The sequence below is a fragment of the Neoalteromonas arenosi genome (assembly GCF_030362855.1).
Classification (GTDB): Bacteria; Pseudomonadota; Gammaproteobacteria; order Enterobacterales; family Alteromonadaceae; genus Alteromonas_E; species Alteromonas_E arenosi.
Map to the genome: position 1 here is coordinate 559,365 of NZ_JAUCBP010000007.1, position 18,786 is coordinate 578,150.

Consider the following 18,786-nt stretch of genomic DNA (forward strand, 5'->3'; position numbering starts at 1 on the left):
TGAATACCAACTTCTAGGATTTGTGTCGATGAAATATACATTAGCTTTAGTTACAAAGAGGCTCTCTTTGGTTAGAAATTGCGGTCGTTTCGCATTTGCATTGTTCTTTAGTTTAAGCGTTTGGCAGATAAATGCTGCTGAAGTCACCGGCGTTTCGCATGATGACGGCTTACTGACTCTGCAAACGAGTGAAGGCAAAGTAGATATTCAGGCCTTGACCAGCCGTTCGGTCAGTGTGTGGTATCAACCTGAAGGCGTAAAGCAATTGCCGTCTTTCGCGGTAGATCCAAATCTGGCGCTTGATGTAAGCGCAAAACTCGTCAAAGTGGATACCGGTTGGCAGTTTGAACTGCCGGGTTTAACCGTTGCTATACAAGCGCAGCCACTTAAATTAAGTTACTGGCGCGATGGTGAAGAACTCGTCAGTGAAGAAGTTGGATTGTTTCATCAAGAAACCATTCGCGGCTTCCGCTTTGCACTCGACGAAGACGAACAAATTATGGGGGGCGGTCAACGTGTGTTAGGCATGGATCGGCGTGGTCATCGACTGCCGCTATACAATCGCGCTCACTATGGTTACACCACTGAATCCTCGCAGATGTATTACGGCTTACCGGCAATCATGTCATCCCAACGCTACGCAATTATTTTTGATAATAGCGCTAGTGGTTTCCTCGACATTGGTCATACCGAGAGTGATGTATTACAGTTTGAAGCCGTAGGCGGTCGCACCGCTTACATTGTCGTTGCGGGCGAGGGCTTTAGCGACTTGGTCAGTCACACGGTGACAGCAACGGGCAAACAACCACTTCCACCGCGCTGGGCACTGGGTAATTTTGCCTCGCGTTTTGGTTATCGCACGGAACAAGAAACCCGTGACACTATTGATGCGTTTATCGAGCAAGATATTCCAGTCGATGCAGTAGTACTCGATTTGTATTGGTTTGGGCCAGACATCAAAGGTCATATGGGTAATTTAAATTGGGACCGCAACGCTTGGCCAGAGCCAGAAAAAATGATTGCGGATTTGCGCGCTAAAGGTGTTAAAACGGTCGTGATCACTGAGCCATTTATTTTGACGTCTTCGTCTCAGTGGCAAAGTGCCGTCGATAATCGCGCTCTTGCGACTAACTTTGCGGGGGAACCGCGACGTTTCGATTTTTACTTTGGCAACACTGGCTTAGTCGATGTGTTTGCACCACAGGCCCAAGAATGGTTTTGGCAGTATTACGAAAAACTTGCAGAGCAAGGCGTTGCTGGCTGGTGGGGCGATCTTGGTGAACCAGAAGTTCATCCTGGTGACAGTTTACACAGCTTAAATGATATGACCGTTACGGGTGACGAAGTACATAATGCTTACGGTCATCAGTGGGCCAAGATGGTCTATGAGCGTCAGCTGGCGTTGGCGCCTGAGAAAAGACCATTTGTGATGATGCGCGCTGGTTTTGCCGGCACTCAGCGTTATGGCATGATCCCCTGGACAGGTGATGTAAGCCGCGAGTGGGGCGGTTTGAAACCACAAGTTGAGCTTGCGCTGCAAATGAGTTTATTCGGTTTGGCATACACGCATTCTGATTTGGGGGGCTTTGCTGGAGGCGAAACTTTTGACGCCGAACTGTACACGCGATGGTTACAATTTGGTACGTTCTCACCGGTATTTCGTCCACATGCGCAAGAGCACATTGCACCAGAGCCAGTATTTCACGCTGATCCAGTAAAAAGTACTGCGCGAGATTACATTCAACTGCGCTATCGTTTGATGCCATATATTTATTCATTAGCTTATGAAAATAGTATGACGGGCGTGCCGTTTATGCGGCCGCTGTTTATGCACCACAGCGATGCCAAACTGACCAATACCGATAGCTATTTGTTCGGGGAATCCTTTTTGGTTACACCCATAACAGAGAAAGGTCAGGTACAAGCCGATGTTGACTTACCCGCTGGCACTTGGTTTAACTTCTGGACTAATGACAAAGTTATGGGTGGCGAGACAGTTACAATTCCCGCGCCGTTAGAACAGTTGCCAGTCTTGGTAAAAGCCGGCTCATTTGTCCCAATGGTCGATGCGGTGATGTCACTGGATAAGTACTCAACAGCGACTCTGGATATGCATTACTACGCCGATACGAGTGTGGCGAATAGTCAATTTACGGTCTATGACGACGACGGTGAAAGCGCCAACTCTTTAACGGATAATCAGTTTGAAGCATTGAGTTTTACTGCTCAGCACACAAGCACATTGCAATTGAGCGTGGCTCGTTCTGGTGATTTTGCCAACCGACCGCAAACACGTGTTATTAATTGGAATATTCACGGGCTTACGGAAAAACCAGGTACCGTGAAAATTGGCGACACTGTTTACGCCATTGGTTCTTCTGAAAATGTGCATTGGAACGATGCAACAAATACACTAGAGGTTAAGAGTTCGCTGCACAATCAGTTAGTGATCAACGTCGAGTGATCACTAAACACACCAACCAAACGAGCAATATGCGCGCTTATTGCCTCGTTTGGTTGAGTTGCTGTTTCGCTACTCAGCGCTTTACTAAAGTGATGATAGCCTGCCAATAAACAATACCAAGATATTGCGGGGTAGTATTGGGCGATGTTTTGGCGATTGATCTCGGCAGTTAAATCGCCACCTTGCCGCCAAACGTGAAGTAATTGCTCGAGGGACGCTGAACGCGTTGTATTGCTTGTATTAGCCCGCCAGTACTCAGTATCCACGCGATTACTGACTTGATAATGACAGACTATGTAATCACGGATCCCATCAATTCGCGCATTGATGATTTGATTGTATTGGGTGCGATGTTCAGCGGTGTAATTACCAGCGGTAAATGCGCTGATAAACTGCTCAATAGTCTCTTGCACTATGTGCAAAGCAGTGGCTTCTAGAGGTTCAATAAATCCTTGTGATAAGCCTACAGCAACGCAATTCCCCACCCAGGTTTGCGCTACGCGCCCAACTTTCATCTGCAAGTGTTTGGCTTGCACTTCACTGTCGAGCAATCCCAAGTGGGTGCGTAACTCTGTTTCAGCTTCATCGGCCGAGCAGAAGTCGCGGCTGTAAACATAGCCATTACCGGCGCGGTTACGCAGTGGGATGTGCCATGCCCATCCACAATCCAAGGCTGTCGCTTGTGTTTGCGCGAGTGGGGCAGTAGCAACAGGGGTCGGTATCGCCACTGCCGCGTTGTTAAATAAATTGTCGTCAAACGCAATAAATGGCGTTTGCAAATGGGTTTGACTCAATAGACTGCGAAAACCGCTACAATCAAAAAAGTAATCAGCCTTCAGACGCTGGCCATCTTCAAGTTGAATAGCATGAATGGCTGGGTTCGGCTCACACTCTACCTTTGCAACCGTTCCCTGAATATGCTCAACACCCCTTGTTACCGCGAGGTCGCGAATGAACTGCCCCAACAAGTGCGAATCAAAATGATAGGCATAATTCAGCGGTAGCGGTGGGTTGCCAGGCGCAACTAACGGGCCTTTACCGGCTTCACTCAATTGTGCAGTGAGAAAGTAACTATCGGGATCGCAATGCAATGTTTGACCTTGCTGACGTTGGTGGCAATTAACTAAAAATTCACCGGCCGTCTGTCTGTCTGTTGGCGACGGAAAAGGGTGGAAATAGCTATTTTTACTAAAACCTTTAGTCCATTGGTTGAAGCGAATGCCGTTCTTGTACGTGGCGTTACAGGCTTTCATCCACGTAATTTCCTCTATTCCCAGCGTAGCAAAAAACGTTCTAAGCTGCGGTGTAGAGCCTTCACCAACGCCAATGATACCGATATCGGGAGATTCCACTAAGCACACACTGAACAACTGCTTGTCCATGTGGTGATTGAGCAGTGCTGCGGTCATCCACCCAGCGGTGCCGCCGCCCAACACTAAGAGTTTTAGTTTCGCCTGCAACAGAATTTCTCAGTTGTTTTTTTCAACTAGTGTGCAATGAATCAGCATATCTGACAAGTTGCTCAATCTCGCCGCATCCCAATAGATTTAAGTGAATACGTATGCAGGTGAATAGTATTTTACAGGCCAAGCCGATAGACTGCATGTTAACGTGATGTTAACTATACGCGCGCGTTATTATACCAACAAAGCGCACATTCTGTGGTTAATCTGCAATACAATTATTAAGGAACTCTGGGATTTATGAGTCAAGTTAAACAACCGCAATTAAGCTTCTGGCAGATCTGGAATGTCAGTTTTGGCTTTCTTGGTGTGCAATTCGGATTTGCATTGCAAAACGCTAACGTTAGCCGGATCCTCACGGATTTAGGTGCTGATCTCCACTCGTTAAGCTATTTTTGGCTCGTCGCGCCTATTATGGGCTTGATCGTTCAACCTTTTGTTGGTGCAGCTTCGGATCGTACATGGAATAGATTGGGACGTCGTCGTCCATATATCCTAGCCGGTGCTATTGCGGCCGCGATTGGTATGTTTTTGATGCCTAATGCTTCATTGTTCGTCGCCTTTATGGCACCGATGATTTTTGGGGCGATCATGTTGGCCCTTATGGACGCGTCGTTTAATGTGTGCTTCCAACCATTCCGCGCATTAGTATCCGATATGGTGCCAGAAGAGCAGCGCAATAGTGGCTATTCGATTCAATCCTTACTGATCAATATTGGCGCGGTTGTTGGTTCAATATTACCGTTTTTATTAACCAATATTGTTGGCCTAGACAATACAGCTGCGGATGGCAAAGTTGCACCTTCAGTGATTTGGGCGTTCTACATTGGCGCAACCGTCTTATTGGGAACGGTACTATGGACCGTGTTCCGAACAAAGGAATACCAACCAAAAGACTACTATGCCTATAAGGGCATGGATCCAGTTATCGTCGAGCAAGAGCTGGCAGTCAAAAAGCCGATGACCGAGAGACTCGTAGGCTTCTTCAAGCTGATGAAAGATATGCCAGACACCATGAAGCAATTGGCAGTTGTACAGTTTTTTGCTTGGTTTGCGTTTTTTGCCATGTGGGTATACACCACGCCTGCAGTAACACAACATATTTGGGGACTTGACCCCAAGTGGTGGGATTCCAGTTACTTGAGTTCCTTAGATGCGATACCTGAATTTGTGAAGGTAGCTAAAGGTACGGCAGGTGATTGGGTAGGCATTATGTTTGCTGCGTATTCATTATTCGCTGCTGTTTTCTCAGTGTTCTTGGCGAAGCTCGCAAACAAATTAGGTCGTAAGTTGGTCTTTGGGGCTAGTTTAGCGCTGGGGGGGCTTAGTTATGTCAGCTTCTTATTTTTCCAAGACCTTACGCCGACTCACGTCGATCTGTTGATCACGCAAATTGAAATACCAGCAGGTGCGCTGCATCTGTTGTTCCCAATGATCGGCGTTGGTATCGCCTGGGCTGCCGTCCTGGCAATGCCTTATGCAATATTAGCTGGAGCATTACCTGCGGATAAAACCGGTGTATACATGGGGATCTTCAATTTCACCATTGCAGGGCCACAGATCGTCTCTGGTATTGTAGGTGGTAGTATTGTCAGTTTGGTATTTGATAATCATGCCAAGTACATGATCGTCCTAGCCGGTGTTTGTATGTTTATTGCTGCGCTGTCAGTCTACTTTGTTCAAGATAGCGAAGAACAGTAACTCAGCGCTTCAAAAGAGAAAAGCCAGCGAACGCTGGCTTTTTCTGTGCCTTATTTTTGACTTGACTGACGCACTATTAATTCTGCTGGCATCAAGTAATCTGTGACTTTTTCATTGTTGATAAGTCGCAACAAGTTGCTGACGAGTAATTCACCGGCTTTCTTAGTATTCTGTTGCACAGTGGTGAGAGTAGGTGTAGTGAAGGCTGAGATAGGAATGTTGTCGTATCCGCCAACTAAAATATCGTTAGGAACACCTAATCCGTGTTTTTTTAGACACTTTATTGCGCCAACCGCAATCAAGTCACTGGCACATACGATAGCATCTGGGCGCTGACCTGAATCCAAGATCTTTTGCGTGGCATCAAATCCTGCATCTTCTGTCGATACGGCATTGTACTGGACAGCGGTGTCAGGTAATAAACCCGCACTGGCTAGAGTATCGATATGCCCTTGGAAGCGCGCCATAAACTCTGGGGCGCGTTGACCCGCAGTTCCGATGAAAGCAAAGGTTTTGGCCCCTTGGTCAATCAAGTGCTGGGTGACTAATTGACCCCCTTGATAATTGTCACAGCCGATGGAAATACCGGGATACTCTGCATCATGTGCGCCCCAACGCACAAAATGAGTGCCTTGTTCTTGCAATTGGGTTAGTTTGTCACGGTAATCGAGATAATCGCCATAGCCTAATAAAATTAATCCGTCGGCTTTGTTGGTATCTTCATATTCTGCATGCCAATCGCCATTCATGTTCTGAAATGAAACCAGCAAGTCATAGTTCATGCTAGCGCATGCCCGAGTAATGCTGCCAAGCATTGACATGAAGAAAGGATTGATTAATGAATCATCCGGCGACGGATCTTCGAATAACAGTAGAGCGATAGTCGAGCTGCGTTGCTTGCGCAAGTTACTCGCATTCTTATCCACTTTATAATTCATTTCGCGCGCAATGCGCTGCACGCGTTCACGCGTTTCTTTATTCACCAGTGGACTGTTACTCAGTGCCCTCGACACAGTGGACTGAGATACGCCAGCCATATGAGCGATATCAAATGAGGTGGCTTTGTCTTTGATTGCCAAAATAGGTGCCTATACTTCAAAGCTTTACCATTTTATACAACAGCACGGATCGACAGCGCAATGACTTTGATAGAAATGTTATAATTCGCTGTCGTAAAAAAAGCGCGGTGGTATACTGCTCGCAATATTTACCATTGTTGCTTAATTGAGGATTATTTGAATGGCCGAGACTGAACATCGTCCGACCAATTTTGTTCGTCAAATTATTGATAAAGACTTGCAATCTGGACTGCATAATTCGATTAAAACCCGCTTTCCACCTGAGCCTAATGGCTTTTTACACATCGGCCATGCAAAGTCGATCTGTCTAAATTTTGGGTTGGCGAATGATTACCAGGGTACGTGCAACTTAAGATTTGATGATACCAATCCTGAAAAAGAGAACATTGATTACGTCAATGCAATAAAAGCAGACGTAAATTGGCTTGGGTTTACTTGGGATGGCGACGAGCGTTATTCATCAGATTACTTCGAGCAATTGTACGGGTATGCGTTAGAGCTAATCGATAAAGGTCTGGCGTATGTGGATTTCTCGACCCAAGAGCAAATGCGCGAAATGCGCGGGACACTCAAAGAGCCGGGCACCAATAGTCCATATCGCGACACTCCAATTGCAGAAAACCACAAGCTGTTTGAGGCCATGCGCGCAGGCGAGTATAAGGAAGGTGAGTGCTGTTTACGCGCCAAGATCGACATGACATCGCCGTTCATGTGTATGCGTGATCCTGTGTTATATCGGATTAAGTTTGCCCATCACCACCAAACCGGTGATCAATGGTGCATTTATCCAATGTACGATTTTACCCATTGTATTTCCGATGCCTTGGAGCACATTACCCATTCATTGTGTACGCTGGAGTTTCAGGATAACCGTCGTTTGTACGACTGGGTGATAGAGAATATTAGTGCGCCAGCAGTGCCGCGCCAGTATGAGTTCTCGCGTTTAAACTTAGAATATACAGTGTTGAGTAAGCGCAAGTTAATTCAACTTGTCGACGAACACCACGTTGCAGGGTGGGATGATCCGCGTATGCCAACTATTGCAGGCTTAAAGCGCCGCGGATATACACCTGCATCTATTCGAGAGTTTTGTTTGCGCATTGGTGTGACGAAAATGGATAACCTTGTAGAGATGGGCATGCTTGAAGCCTGTATACGCGATGACTTAAATGTTAACGCACCGCGCGCAATGGCCGTGCTTGATCCAATAAAGGTGGTGATTGAAAATTACCCCGTGGACCAGAGTGAAACATTAGTTGCACCGAACCATCCGAATGATGAAAGTAAGGGTAATCGCGAGATTTCATTTTCTCGAGAGGTATGGATTGAAGCTGATGATTTCCGGGAGCAAGCCAATAAGAAGTTTAAACGCTTGGTATTGGGTAAAGAGGTACGCTTACGAAACTCATATGTGATCAAAGCTGAGCGTTTTGAGCAAGATCAAGACGGCAAGGTAACGACCGTCTACTGTAGCTATGATGCGGAAACACTTGGCAAAGATCCAGCCGATGGCCGCAAAGTTAAAGGTGTTATTCACTGGGTGGATGCCGCCAGCGGTGTTCCTGCGCAGATCAATTTATACGATCGTTTATTTAACGTACCGAATCCTGCCGGCGCAGAAGATTTTGTCAGTACCATTAACCCGAATTCACTCCAGGTGGTTAATGGCATTGTTGAAGCGTCATTGACTAACGCTGAAACGGGTGTTGCCTACCAATTTGAGCGAACTGGGTATTTTTGTGCAGATCCAGATTCTTCTGCAGAGCAACTGATCTTCAATCGGACGGTTGGCCTTCGTGACACATGGGGGCGAACTGAAGGCGCTTGATATAAATAGTATTAAAAAGCCCTGCTTAGCAGGGCTTTTTTTATTTAGGTTGGCACTCAAATAAATGCCCGGTGTGCTCAATACTGTCATCCGACATTAAGTAACAATAAGTGGGCATTATATCTTCGGGCGTCCTCAGTTGAGCCTTGTCTTCTGCAGGAAACGCTGATGCGCGCATTGCGGTTCGAGTACCACCTGGGTTCACGCAGTTAAATCGGATATTCTGCGCATCGTATTCAGCGGCTAAAACTTCAGTCATACCCTCAGTAGCAAATTTAGATACGCTGTATGTCCCCCAAAACTTCCGACCTTCGCGACCGACGGTAGACGTAGTTGTTATAACTGATGCGGAGCCTGGAGATTTCTCCAATGCCGGTAATACGCCCTGTATCAGCATAAATGAGGCATTGACGTTTACCTGCATAATGTCTTGCCACTCGTCTTGTTTAATTTGTGAAAAAGGGCAAAGCATTCCCAGAATACTCGCATTTAAAACGAGGCCATCTAAGTGACCAAACTGATCGATGATAGTGTTGCCCATGTCTTTATAATGTTGGGCGGAGGCACCTTTTAGATCGAGTGGCACTATTGCAGGTTCCGGATAACCTGCATCAACAATTGCGTCATAGGTATTTTCGAGTTTGCTGACAGTGCGGCCCAGTAAAATACAAGTTGCACCTAATTTGGCATAGGTTAGTGCCACAGCACGGCCAATTCCATCACCGGCTCCCGTAATCAAAATGACTTTGTTTTCAAGCGATTGTGGTTTTGCTGCATATTGGTTAGCAACGTATAGATTGCGAGTAAACGATTGGGTTTTTAGCATGGTAAACAAATTCACCTATATATTTAGAATTAGGGCAAATACAAAGGTCGCTAATGATAAACGAAAACAAAACGGGATATGACAATATTTCGTTTCACAACGATCATTTGCGATTTTTTTGTTCACTATACTTACAAAGTATTAACAAACCTTTGCATTGTTGCTACAAAGCCCATAATATTAGGAAAACACAACTGGTCTTACTTGTTTAAAAATTGTTCGTATATGTGAACAGTGCCGCGTTCAAGTACGCACAGTCTCTAGCCATGAACAAGAATAACAATAGAATTGTAGGGAGTAGAAATGAGAAAACTATTGATCAGCAGCAGCATTGCTATGGCGTTGGGCTTGGCAGGCTGCGGTGGTGGCGAAACTATCGCCGACATCGAAGCTGAAATTCCGGTGGAACCACCCAAGTCACGTATTTTATTTGATCCGGGTGCAGGTCAACTAAATGTTCCTAACGATCTATTGATGCTGCCTGGAGATGACGGGTTCTTCGATTACACCTTAAATATCCCTGTGGCTGACCCTACAGATTTCGGTGACCCTTCAAACGCACTAAACGTGCTAGACGGTTGGTCAACCAGTCATCCATTTGTCATTGACGTTGTAACCCCTCCAGGGGTTGGTCTTGACGAGTCAACACTTGCCGCCGGAATACGTATTTTTGAAGCAACCTTAGGATTGGATCAAAGCGACCCTGACTGTGCACAAATTCGAGTGCCAAGTGCCGGCTGTAAAATCGGTGACGAATTAGTATTTGGTCAAGATTTCGTGCTATCTCTGGCTGATTCAGACACAATTACCGTCGTTCCATTGACGCCATTTAAAGCCGGAACAGGGCATGTTTTGGTTATGACAAAAGCGTTGATGGACACTGCTGGAAATCCTGTAGAAGGTTCAACTACGTGGGATCTCGTTAAACAAGATCCTGAGGTTTTGCCACTAGCGTCTGAATCTCAGCTTAGTCTACAAAATCTCATCAACTCACACATCCTAGCCCTACAAACAGCAGGCTTGACACGTGACGAACTGACATATGTGTCAGCGTTCACAACCCAGTCTACGGTTTCGACTATGGCTACGCTTAAGCAAGTGATGATTGCTGAATTCGCGGCACGAGCGGGCGAAGGTGATCCGAATGCAGGCGAGGCTCTTCCCCGTATTATTGCAACTGATGCAACGGGTCCACAAAACGTAATGGAAACGTTGGGTTTAGTCGGCGCAGAGACAGTTGCTGGGGCAGTGCAATTTGGCATTAGCCAGTTGCCACCTGAAGCGGCTCCACTCATTCCACTGATTGAAGCCACTGACTTTTCACCACTACAAACCTGTGATGGCTTATTTGGTACTGTCGGCGGTCAATTAGCACCGCTTTGGGGTTCAGTGAACGAATTTGCAGTAGGTGTGGCGACGGGGATTTTAGGTCAAGCTGGACCTTTTTGTGCGGCGACCCGCATGGAAGGCACCATTGCCTTGCCTTATTACTTAGCTATTCCTACGGCTGAAAACCCGTTGGCACCAATTAATGATTTCTGGGAAGCTGCATGTGATAGCGGTATCGTTTTAGCTGGCGCGCCAGCAGCAGTGTTAGGTGCATCAACCCCAGGGCCAAACAATGAGTTGTGTCAAGCGGTAGGTCTCGCCGATTTGCGTTTCAATGGCGAAAAACTCGACCCAGCACGTAACATTACTAAGTTTAACCCTATCCCACAGCCCAAAGGTGGCAATATGGGGGCGGAGATCTTAGATGTTCAGGTAACAGTGCCTAACCCAACATTGGCTGCAGCGCTTGGTTTCCCAATTGAGAAGCCTGAGTCTGGTTGGCCAGTGGTTATTTTGGCACATGGTATTACGTCTAAGAAAGAGGACATGCTAGCGATCACGGGTACCTTGTCACTGGCTGGTTTTGCAACCGTTGCGATTGACCAACCACTTCACGGTAGCCGTGGTTTCGACCTAACCGGCGATGGTAATGATGAGTTGAACGCGACTACAGTGTCGGCGACGGTTTATATGAACCTTGCAAGCTTGCCAACTGCACGTGATAACCTGCGTCAGTCAGTATCAGACTTGCTTGGCTTACGCCTTGGCCTAAATGCATTTATTGACACCTCAGAGGGGCAGTTAGGTGACTTAGATGCAACTAACGTTTCAGTTATGGGTGTGTCACTTGGTGCGATCACTGGTGGTAACTTCGCCGCAGTCGCTAATACTTCACTTGGCAATCCGCTAATCGATGCGATGTTTGCTATCGAGGCAGCATCACTTGAATCTCCAGGTGGTGGTTTAGCATCATTCTTGCTTGAAAGTGGTGCGTTTGGTGGTTTGATCAAAGGCTTACTATTGAGTCAAGCATCAACAGATTTCCAAGGTTTACTCGTGCAACTCTATGGCACAACTGACGTGACAGAGGCTCAACTTCGGGGTGCCGTTGATGCGTTCGAGGCAAATGCGACAGCGGAGCAGCTTGCAGCTGTAAACGCAGTATTCGCTGAGTTTGCTTTTGCTGCACAAACCGTATTGGACGCAGGTGATCCCATCAACTTTGGTCAACTACTTGGCTCAAACACACCGGTCCACATGATGACAGTTGTAGGTGACGGTGGTGAAGTCAACTTACCTGACCAAGTCATTCCAGTAACAACAGCCTTGCCACTGGCGGGTCAGCTGCCTCTTGCGCGGGTCATTGGCTTAGAGCAGGTTGTTAGTGATACTACCGGTGATCCAGCCAATGGTATCGTGTTGTTCTCAGAAGGTGCTCACGCATCAAGCTTGAGTCCGGCGGCAAGTCCAGCGGCAACTACTGAGATGCAGTTGCAAGTTGCTGCATTCGTAGCGAGTGCGGGTATGTTTATTGATATTACCAACGAAGCAGTAATTTCAAACTAATCCACCTCACAACAACATCAAAAAGGCCGATAGTTTTACCGGCCTTTTTTTTCGCCAAGTGTTTATAAGGCTCGAATCAATCAGTACATATAAGTGTTAATTATTTGTAAATAAAATGTGTCATTGATATACAAGAAAGTGACAGAAAAATTAAGCATGGAGCTTACAATAATGAATAACGCTTTTTTTAAGCCTCTGAAAATAGGCATGATAGCAGCATCAATAACGGGTTTGATGGCATGTGGAAGTGATAATAATGACTTTTCAAATGTTGACAATCCACCGCCACTAACACCCGCGCCCGTAACACCCACACCACCGGCTCCTGTACCTAACTTTGACGACGATGGCGTGTTAGACGCTAACATTCGTTGGACGACATATGGTGTGCCACACGTAACCGCTGATAACTTAGAAAGTATGGCCTATGGGGTGGGTTATGCCTTCGCTCGCGATAATATCTGTGTTTTGGCCGATCAAGTCGTGCGCTATAATTCTGAGCGGGCAAAATACTTAGGCCCAGATCTAGTGCCGGGCTCAGGTGATTCCGCTCATTTAATTAATGATTTTGGTTTTTTGACCCTCGGGATTCGTGAACAAGCTGAGCAAGGCTATGCTGGGTTGTCTGCAAACACCAGAGCCATGCTGTCGGGATACACTCAAGGTTATAATCGCTACCTTGCTGATACGGGGGTCACAAACATAGATGGTCGCTGTGCCAACCAACCCTGGGTGCAACCAATTGATAGTTTGGATTTGTTAACGTATTCGCTAGGTGTCTCTCTCTTGCCAGGTGCAGCCAATTTTCTCGGCGCAATGTTTGTAGCAGCGCCTCCAGGTGAGAGTTTTTTACCATTCCCTGTAGACAATGCGCGATCAATAGATTTTAAAATTGCACCTGACGTAGAACTACCAGAGGTCAATGGTTTTGATCTCGGTTCTAATGGTTGGGGGCTCGGGAGTGACGTGACGGAAAACGGGCAGGGGACATTATTGGCCAATCCACATTTCCCTCACACTGGAGCACTGCGATTCTGGCAGTTACACACCACCATACCCGGTCATCTCGATGTTATAGGCGGTTCGCTAATGGGATTACCGGGTGCAGTAAATATCGGATTTAATGAGCATGTAGCCTGGACTCATACTTTCTCTACAGCAGAGCACTTTGTGGTTTATCAACTTATGTTGGATGAAAATGATCCGACCCAGCAAACGCATATGGTTGACGGCAGCCGCCGTTTGATAACGGGTAAGCAAATTGAAATTGATGTCGCGGTAGGGCCCGGACAGACAATTCGTTTGGGTAAAATGAGTTACAGCACAAATTACGGTCCGATTATCGTAGTACCCGGTAATTTTGAATGGGGGCCAGGCGGCAATGCGTTCGCTATAAAAGACGTGAACCTACCAAACTTCGATGTTATTGATCATTGGCTAGCGATGAATTTGTCCACTTCGATGGATGAGTTTAAACAGGCGTTTATGGATTACGATGGCGTTATCTTTAATAACACCATGGCAACGTCTGCAGATGGTCAGGTGTTTTATATTGATGACTCAACCGTACCGCGGTTAACCGATGTTGCAATCAATGAACTTACAACCAATCCATTGTTGATCGGTATTCGCCAGCAAGCGGGTTTTACAGTACTGCCGGGCTTTATATCTGCGTTTGATTTTGAACGGCCAGTACCGTTTGAAGAGGCGCCGCAGTATTCTGGTACTGATTATGTACAAAATTCAAATGATAGTTTCTGGTTAACGAACCTTGAAAGTCCGATTACCGGCGTGTCGCCACTATATGGTCAAGTTGGCAATCAGCAGTCACTTCGGTCGCGTATGGCGCATGTACTGTTGAACGACGAGCGGGGTGCCGACAATCTGTTCTCTGCTGACGAAGTGGTAAACGCTTTGCTTGGTAACCGCAACTATCTCGGCGAGGCGGTACTAGATGACCTAATTACCTATTGTGAGCAGCGTGGTACCAACCCGGTTCAGGTCGATGGTGAATTTGTTACGCTCACTGACGCCTGCACAGCACTAGGATTATGGGACGGTACGATGAATCTTGGTAGTGCAGGAGCACCATTATTTAGAGAGTTTGCCTTCCAGTTCAATCGCGCACCACAGTGGGACGTAGCCTTTAACCCGGAGGATCCAGTCAACACGCCTAGTGGATTGTCTGATAATCTCACAACGCTTGAACATTTAGCCAGAGCCGTACGTGTTATGGAGTCAGCTGGCATAGCGTTAGATGCAACTCTTGGCGAAGTTCAGTTTGTTGAGCGCAGCACTGTGGCAGGAGCGCCTTCAGGTAATCGAATTCCGTGGGCAGGTGCACATAATGTGGAAGGTGGCTTTAACGTATTTGATACGCGTATAAGTGATCCTACCTTACTGCCGCGTCACAGTTATCCTACAGTAAATGCTTCTACCCGAATGAGTGCCGAGGGGCAGGGGTATCATATCAACTATGGCAGTAGCTGGATGATTGTGATGAACTTCACAGATAACGGGCCAGAGGGTCACGGGATCTTGACGTATTCACAAAGCTCAAACCGCGATAGTGACCACTTTTTGGATCAAACTTTACTGTATTCACAGCAACCTCAACTGCGTCCAATGCTTTTCACCGACGAAGCAATCGAAGCAAATAAAATCATGGAGTTAAATCTGTCTTCACAGTAGAATTCAATCCGTGAAGTCAATCCAACAAAGGGCCGCTATGGTCCTTTGTTGTTTTTCAAGCTGTGTGACATCAGAAACAAATGCACAGCTTAGTTATGCAAAGACTTAGAGGTTAATTTGGAATTTTTATATGAATATGGCGTTTTCTTCGCCAAAGCAGTAACAATCGTTGTCGCCATTATTGTGATTATTGCCAGTATTGCAGCACAGGCAGCGAAGCAAAAACCCGGCAAAGGCCACCTCTCAATCAATTCAAAGTCGGAAAGCCTGGATGAACTCAGCCGCTACGCCCAAGAAACATTGTTGAGTAAAGATCAATTAAAAGCGCACAAAAAAGCAGAGAAAAAAGCGCTGAAAGAGCGTGAAAAGGCGGCTGAGGAAAAAGCGAATCTATTCGTTTTGGACTTTAAAGGGTCGATGGATGCGCATGAAGTTGAAGGGTTGCGCGAAGAGATTACGGCAATTCTTACCGTTGCGACGGATAAGGATGAAGTGTTAGTAAAAGTAGAAAGTGGTGGCGGTGTTGTACATGGGTACGGATTGGCCGCATCACAGCTACAACGTATTAAGGACAAGGGCATAAAGCTAACTATTGCGGTTGATAAAGTAGCCGCAAGCGGTGGTTATATGATGGCTTGTGTGGCCGATATAATTATTGCCAGTCGTTTTGCGATTATTGGCTCGATTGGGGTTATCGCGCAGCTGCCGAATTTCAATAAGATCCTAAAGAAAAACGATATTGATTTTGAGCAGCACACTGCAGGTGAATACAAGCGCACGTTAACCATGTTTGGTGAAAACAATGATGCTGGCCGAGAGAAGTTTCGCGAAGAGCTAGAGGATGTGCATGTTATGTTTAAAGAATTCGTGCAACGTCATCGCCCAGAGCTCGATATTAATAAAGTAGCAACCGGCGAATACTGGTACGGAGAACGCGCGCTCGATCTAGGATTGATAGATACTATTCAAACGTCAGATGACTTCGTTCTGGAAGCTAATAAGAGCCATAAGGTTTACACGGTTAGCTACGAAACTAAAAAGACGATGGCCGAGAAATTGGGCTTTGGTTTTGCCAGTGCCGTTGAACGTACTTTTATGCGTATCTGGGAGCGCTCTCAGTCTTTGTTTAAATGAGTAAATCTACCAAGACACGAATTCTAGCATCCGCTGAGACCCTGTTCGCGGAACAGGGTTTTACCCACACTTCAATGCGAATGATAACGCGACATGCGAATGTCAATCTGGCCGCCGTTAATTACCATTTTGGCAATAAGAAAAACCTCATACAAGCCGTATTTAAAGAGTACTTTGAACACACTATACCAACTGCACAAGAGTATTTGGCGGTGCTCGAATCCGCGCCACAGGTAACCGTTGATGCGGTTATTAATTGTATTGTTGAGCCATTACTCCACTTAGAAAAGCTGAAGCCGAACGGGGCCGCGCTGTTTATTCAGTTATTGGGTCATGGTTACACAGATGCTCAAGGCCACCTCCGCGGTTTTATTATGGGCAATTACGGCGATACGATTCAGCGTCTAATGACACTATTTAAAACTAGCTTGCCACATATCAGTGATGTGGATTTGTTCTGGCGCTTACACTTTGCGCTAGGTAGTTTCGTATTTTCAATGTCATCAAGTTCTGCGTTGGCGGATATTGCACAAGCCGACTTTCAACAATCCGTAGAGTTAAAAGAATTAACTCAACAGCTCGCGCAGTTTGTGACAGCCGGCATTAAACAAGGCTAAATCTCTTCAAATTGAATAGATATTCATTTAATGTCTTGTGTCGATACCGGATTTTCTATATTCCGTTGGTGTGAGGCCAGTACAGCTTTTAAACGCTTTGTAGAAACTAGAGCGGGCATTGAACCCGACCGCGAGCGCGATATCGAGCACTGACTTATTGCTTGTCAAAAGCTGTTGCTTTGCATCATTGATTCGCGCTTCGTTAATTAAATCAAAAAATGTCGTGTGTAAATGTTGGCTGAGTGTTTGTGATATATATTGACTCGGTACGTCAATGTGTTTGGCAAGCTGCGCCAAATGTAGACCTGCGACAAGGTGTACTCTATCTATTTCAATTGCCGTGTTTAGCTTGTTGGCAATGCGCTTAATATCTTCGTCATTTAACGCAGACCGCGAGTAGGTCTCTTTTGCAGTAGGTTGTAAGTCAGATTCATCCTTATCGGCCTCAAACATTTCAACAAAGCCTGGTTGTTGGCGCAAGCCAAATATCCCCACGGTAATGGTAACGGCTAAATACAGCGCCATCAGGCCAGCAGGGGATAGACCAACATGGATAAAACGCTCTTCAAAAAGCAATACAAGTAATGCGTACAACCACAATACAACAAAGGCCCCCGCAACAAAGTTTACCCATGCCAGTGTTTTACCATCATCCTCTGCGAAGGCATGTTTTAGTGCACGGCGGTAAGTTACTGTTTTGAGGATAATCGCCCCTACATATGCCAAACTCATTAGGCACCAAAAGCACATAGCGATAAAGAAAAAGCGAGCAACAAACTGGGTATACGATGACGTTACCGGTTTAGCACCAAAAAACATTTGCTCGAATTCACTATTAGGTAACGTCCAGAGTAAAACTGAAAGTGTTACGCCGATGATTACTGGAACAATATGTAACCAGAAGGCGGGGCGCCAACGCCAAGCATGCGGGCAAACTAAGCTATCGTGATAAAGCCACATGCTCGGTAATAACACAAAAAACAAGCTGGGTAATAAACTGATGTATAGACGCTGGTAGTCAAATTCGCCTGCCATTAGCAACGGGCCTGTGGCGATTGCGGCTAATATCAGAAGTAGACTGAATATTGGGGTGCGAGCATAGGGAGCTGATTGCAAATGCAGCAGCAGTGCAGTAAATAGCGCAATGCCAATTGCCATTGAGGCGCTAATCAACTCGAACATTTAATACCTAACCGATGTATTGCCTTATCGACCTAGAATTCTACCTTAACTGTTAAGGCAATGACCAAAGGTTGTGGTTCCCAATCTGAATTTAACCTGTCCGACATACATAGGACAGACGAATTTAACGCAACGTATTGTTAATTTAGCCTCAGATTTAACGCATTGAGTACAGTTTTGGAGGCTAAATAATGCAATCGCAGAGTATACAACCCAATCCGCAACGAGTCGGTGCAATTTCCGCTATAGGTATGGCACTTTGTTATATCACCTTATTTGTTATCTTTGGTGCCATACTTGAATTCCCTCAGCAAGCCGACATCAGCGAAAAGCTGGTTTATATAAAGTCCCAGCGCCTGACTATTGATACCGCTTATGCAATTGGTTATCTAATCTTTGGTACTTTACTGTTGTTCACTGTACAGGCGGTACACAATCGGCTAGGGGATAGCTACAGTTTAATTTTAAACACCGCCAGTATTTTTGGATTGATATGGGTTGTATTGATGATGTGCGCCGGCATGATCACATTAGTGGGTTTAAATACTACCTTAAACCTCTTGGAAACTTCGCCTAAAGCTGCCGAACATTTGTTTTATACCTATACAACCATTGCCAATGCGTTAGGTGGGGGAATCGAAATTGTCGGTGGACTGTGGGTATTGTTATTGAGTATTCGCGGGTTGTACATCCAAAGGCTGTCGAAAGGTTTACATGTATTTGGCTGTATTGTTGGTTCAATTGGCATCATGACATTGTTACAAAGCGCACCGCTGTTGAAAGATGCGTTTGGATTAACGCAAATCGTCTGGTTTACTTGGCTGGGGTTCGCGCTTTATCCTGAGGCATCTGATGTTAAGAGGCCAGGGACAGTGTCAAATTAACGTTGCTTTGCTTTTGGCTTAT

12 protein-coding genes are annotated in these 18,786 nt (G+C 46.0%); 8 read left to right on the top strand and 4 right to left on the bottom strand.

The features are described 5' to 3' along the window. Nucleotides 1-28: 28 nt before the first annotated feature. Nucleotides 29-2,464, top strand: a complete 2,436-nt coding sequence (locus QTP81_RS08870; protein ID WP_289364997.1) for a glycoside hydrolase family 31 protein — start codon at nt 29-31, stop codon at nt 2,462-2,464. On the opposite strand, the gene QTP81_RS08875 is transcribed toward QTP81_RS08870, so the two are convergent. After that, complete coding sequence (locus QTP81_RS08875; protein ID WP_289364998.1) at nt 2,440-3,924, bottom strand: tryptophan halogenase family protein; 1,485 nt, start codon at nt 3,922-3,924, stop codon at nt 2,440-2,442. The genes QTP81_RS08870 and QTP81_RS08875 overlap by 25 nt on opposite strands. Nucleotides 3,925-4,167: 243 nt before the next feature. On the opposite strand from QTP81_RS08875, the gene QTP81_RS08880 reads away from it, so the two are divergent. Next, complete coding sequence (locus QTP81_RS08880) at nt 4,168-5,628, top strand: MFS transporter (RefSeq protein ID WP_289364999.1); 1,461 nt, start codon at nt 4,168-4,170, stop codon at nt 5,626-5,628. Between the two features lie 50 nt (nt 5,629-5,678). Here the strand turns inward: QTP81_RS08880 and QTP81_RS08885 are convergent, their stop codons facing one another. Then, nucleotides 5,679-6,701 (bottom strand): LacI family DNA-binding transcriptional regulator, encoded by a 1,023-nt coding sequence (locus QTP81_RS08885; RefSeq protein ID WP_289365623.1) that lies wholly within the window; start codon nt 6,699-6,701, stop codon nt 5,679-5,681. A 166-nt stretch (nt 6,702-6,867) separates the two neighbouring features. Between QTP81_RS08885 and glnS the strand changes: the two genes are divergently transcribed. Further along, the gene (gene glnS / locus QTP81_RS08890; protein WP_289365000.1) at nt 6,868-8,535 is read left to right on the top strand and encodes a glutamine--tRNA ligase; all 1,668 of its coding nucleotides are present in this window, start codon (nt 6,868-6,870) and stop codon (nt 8,533-8,535) included. Between the two features lie 40 nt (nt 8,536-8,575). Here glnS and QTP81_RS08895 read toward each other — a convergent pair whose 3' ends face one another. Then, nucleotides 8,576-9,361 (bottom strand): YciK family oxidoreductase, encoded by a 786-nt coding sequence (locus QTP81_RS08895; RefSeq protein WP_289365001.1) that lies wholly within the window; start codon nt 9,359-9,361, stop codon nt 8,576-8,578. A gap of 303 nt (nt 9,362-9,664) precedes the next feature. Between QTP81_RS08895 and QTP81_RS08900 the strand changes: the two genes are divergently transcribed. The 4 genes from QTP81_RS08900 to QTP81_RS08915 all read left to right on the top strand — a co-directional run bounded on the left by QTP81_RS08900 (nt 9,665) and on the right by QTP81_RS08915 (nt 16,698). Next, a complete protein-coding gene (locus tag QTP81_RS08900; RefSeq protein ID WP_289365002.1) occupies nt 9,665-12,256 on the top strand; it encodes a VolA/Pla-1 family phospholipase in 2,592 nt (863 codons plus the stop codon). A 171-nt stretch (nt 12,257-12,427) separates the two neighbouring features. After that, nucleotides 12,428-14,947 (top strand): acylase, encoded by a 2,520-nt coding sequence (locus tag QTP81_RS08905; protein WP_289365003.1) that lies wholly within the window; start codon nt 12,428-12,430, stop codon nt 14,945-14,947. Nucleotides 14,948-15,064: 117 nt separating this feature from the next. Then, nucleotides 15,065-16,081 (top strand): protease SohB, encoded by a 1,017-nt coding sequence (gene sohB / locus QTP81_RS08910; protein WP_289365004.1) that lies wholly within the window; start codon nt 15,065-15,067, stop codon nt 16,079-16,081. Beyond that, nucleotides 16,078-16,698 (top strand): TetR/AcrR family transcriptional regulator, encoded by a 621-nt coding sequence (locus QTP81_RS08915; RefSeq protein WP_289365005.1) that lies wholly within the window; start codon nt 16,078-16,080, stop codon nt 16,696-16,698. The genes sohB and QTP81_RS08915 overlap by 4 nt, the downstream gene beginning before the upstream one ends. Before the next feature lie 27 nt (nt 16,699-16,725). Here QTP81_RS08915 and QTP81_RS08920 read toward each other — a convergent pair whose 3' ends face one another. Further along, nucleotides 16,726-17,880: a helix-turn-helix transcriptional regulator gene (locus QTP81_RS08920; protein WP_289365006.1), complete on the bottom strand. Its 1,155-nt coding sequence runs from the start codon at nt 17,878-17,880 to the stop codon at nt 16,726-16,728. A 191-nt stretch (nt 17,881-18,071) separates the two neighbouring features. Between QTP81_RS08920 and QTP81_RS08925 the strand changes: the two genes are divergently transcribed. Beyond that, nucleotides 18,072-18,764: a hypothetical protein gene (locus QTP81_RS08925; protein ID WP_289365007.1), complete on the top strand. Its 693-nt coding sequence runs from the start codon at nt 18,072-18,074 to the stop codon at nt 18,762-18,764. The last annotated feature ends 22 nt before the right edge of the window (nt 18,765-18,786 follow it).

What these genes read in the sequence shown, in the direction of transcription:
- QTP81_RS08870 (WP_289364997.1), top strand. Translation starts at nt 29, where the DNA reads ATGAAATATACATTAGCTTTAGTTACAAAGAGGCTCTCTTTGGTTAGA.
- QTP81_RS08920 (WP_289365006.1), bottom strand. Translation starts at nt 17,880, where the DNA reads ATGTTCGAGTTGATTAGCGCCTCAATGGCAATTGGCATTGCGCTATTT.
- QTP81_RS08895 (WP_289365001.1), bottom strand. Translation starts at nt 9,361, where the DNA reads ATGCTAAAAACCCAATCGTTTACTCGCAATCTATACGTTGCTAACCAA.
- QTP81_RS08915 (WP_289365005.1), top strand. Translation starts at nt 16,078, where the DNA reads ATGAGTAAATCTACCAAGACACGAATTCTAGCATCCGCTGAGACCCTG.
- QTP81_RS08925 (WP_289365007.1), top strand. Translation starts at nt 18,072, where the DNA reads ATGCAATCGCAGAGTATACAACCCAATCCGCAACGAGTCGGTGCAATT.
- QTP81_RS08905 (WP_289365003.1), top strand. Translation starts at nt 12,428, where the DNA reads ATGAATAACGCTTTTTTTAAGCCTCTGAAAATAGGCATGATAGCAGCA.
- QTP81_RS08900 (WP_289365002.1), top strand. Translation starts at nt 9,665, where the DNA reads ATGAGAAAACTATTGATCAGCAGCAGCATTGCTATGGCGTTGGGCTTG.
- glnS (WP_289365000.1), top strand. Translation starts at nt 6,868, where the DNA reads ATGGCCGAGACTGAACATCGTCCGACCAATTTTGTTCGTCAAATTATT.
- QTP81_RS08880 (WP_289364999.1), top strand. Translation starts at nt 4,168, where the DNA reads ATGAGTCAAGTTAAACAACCGCAATTAAGCTTCTGGCAGATCTGGAAT.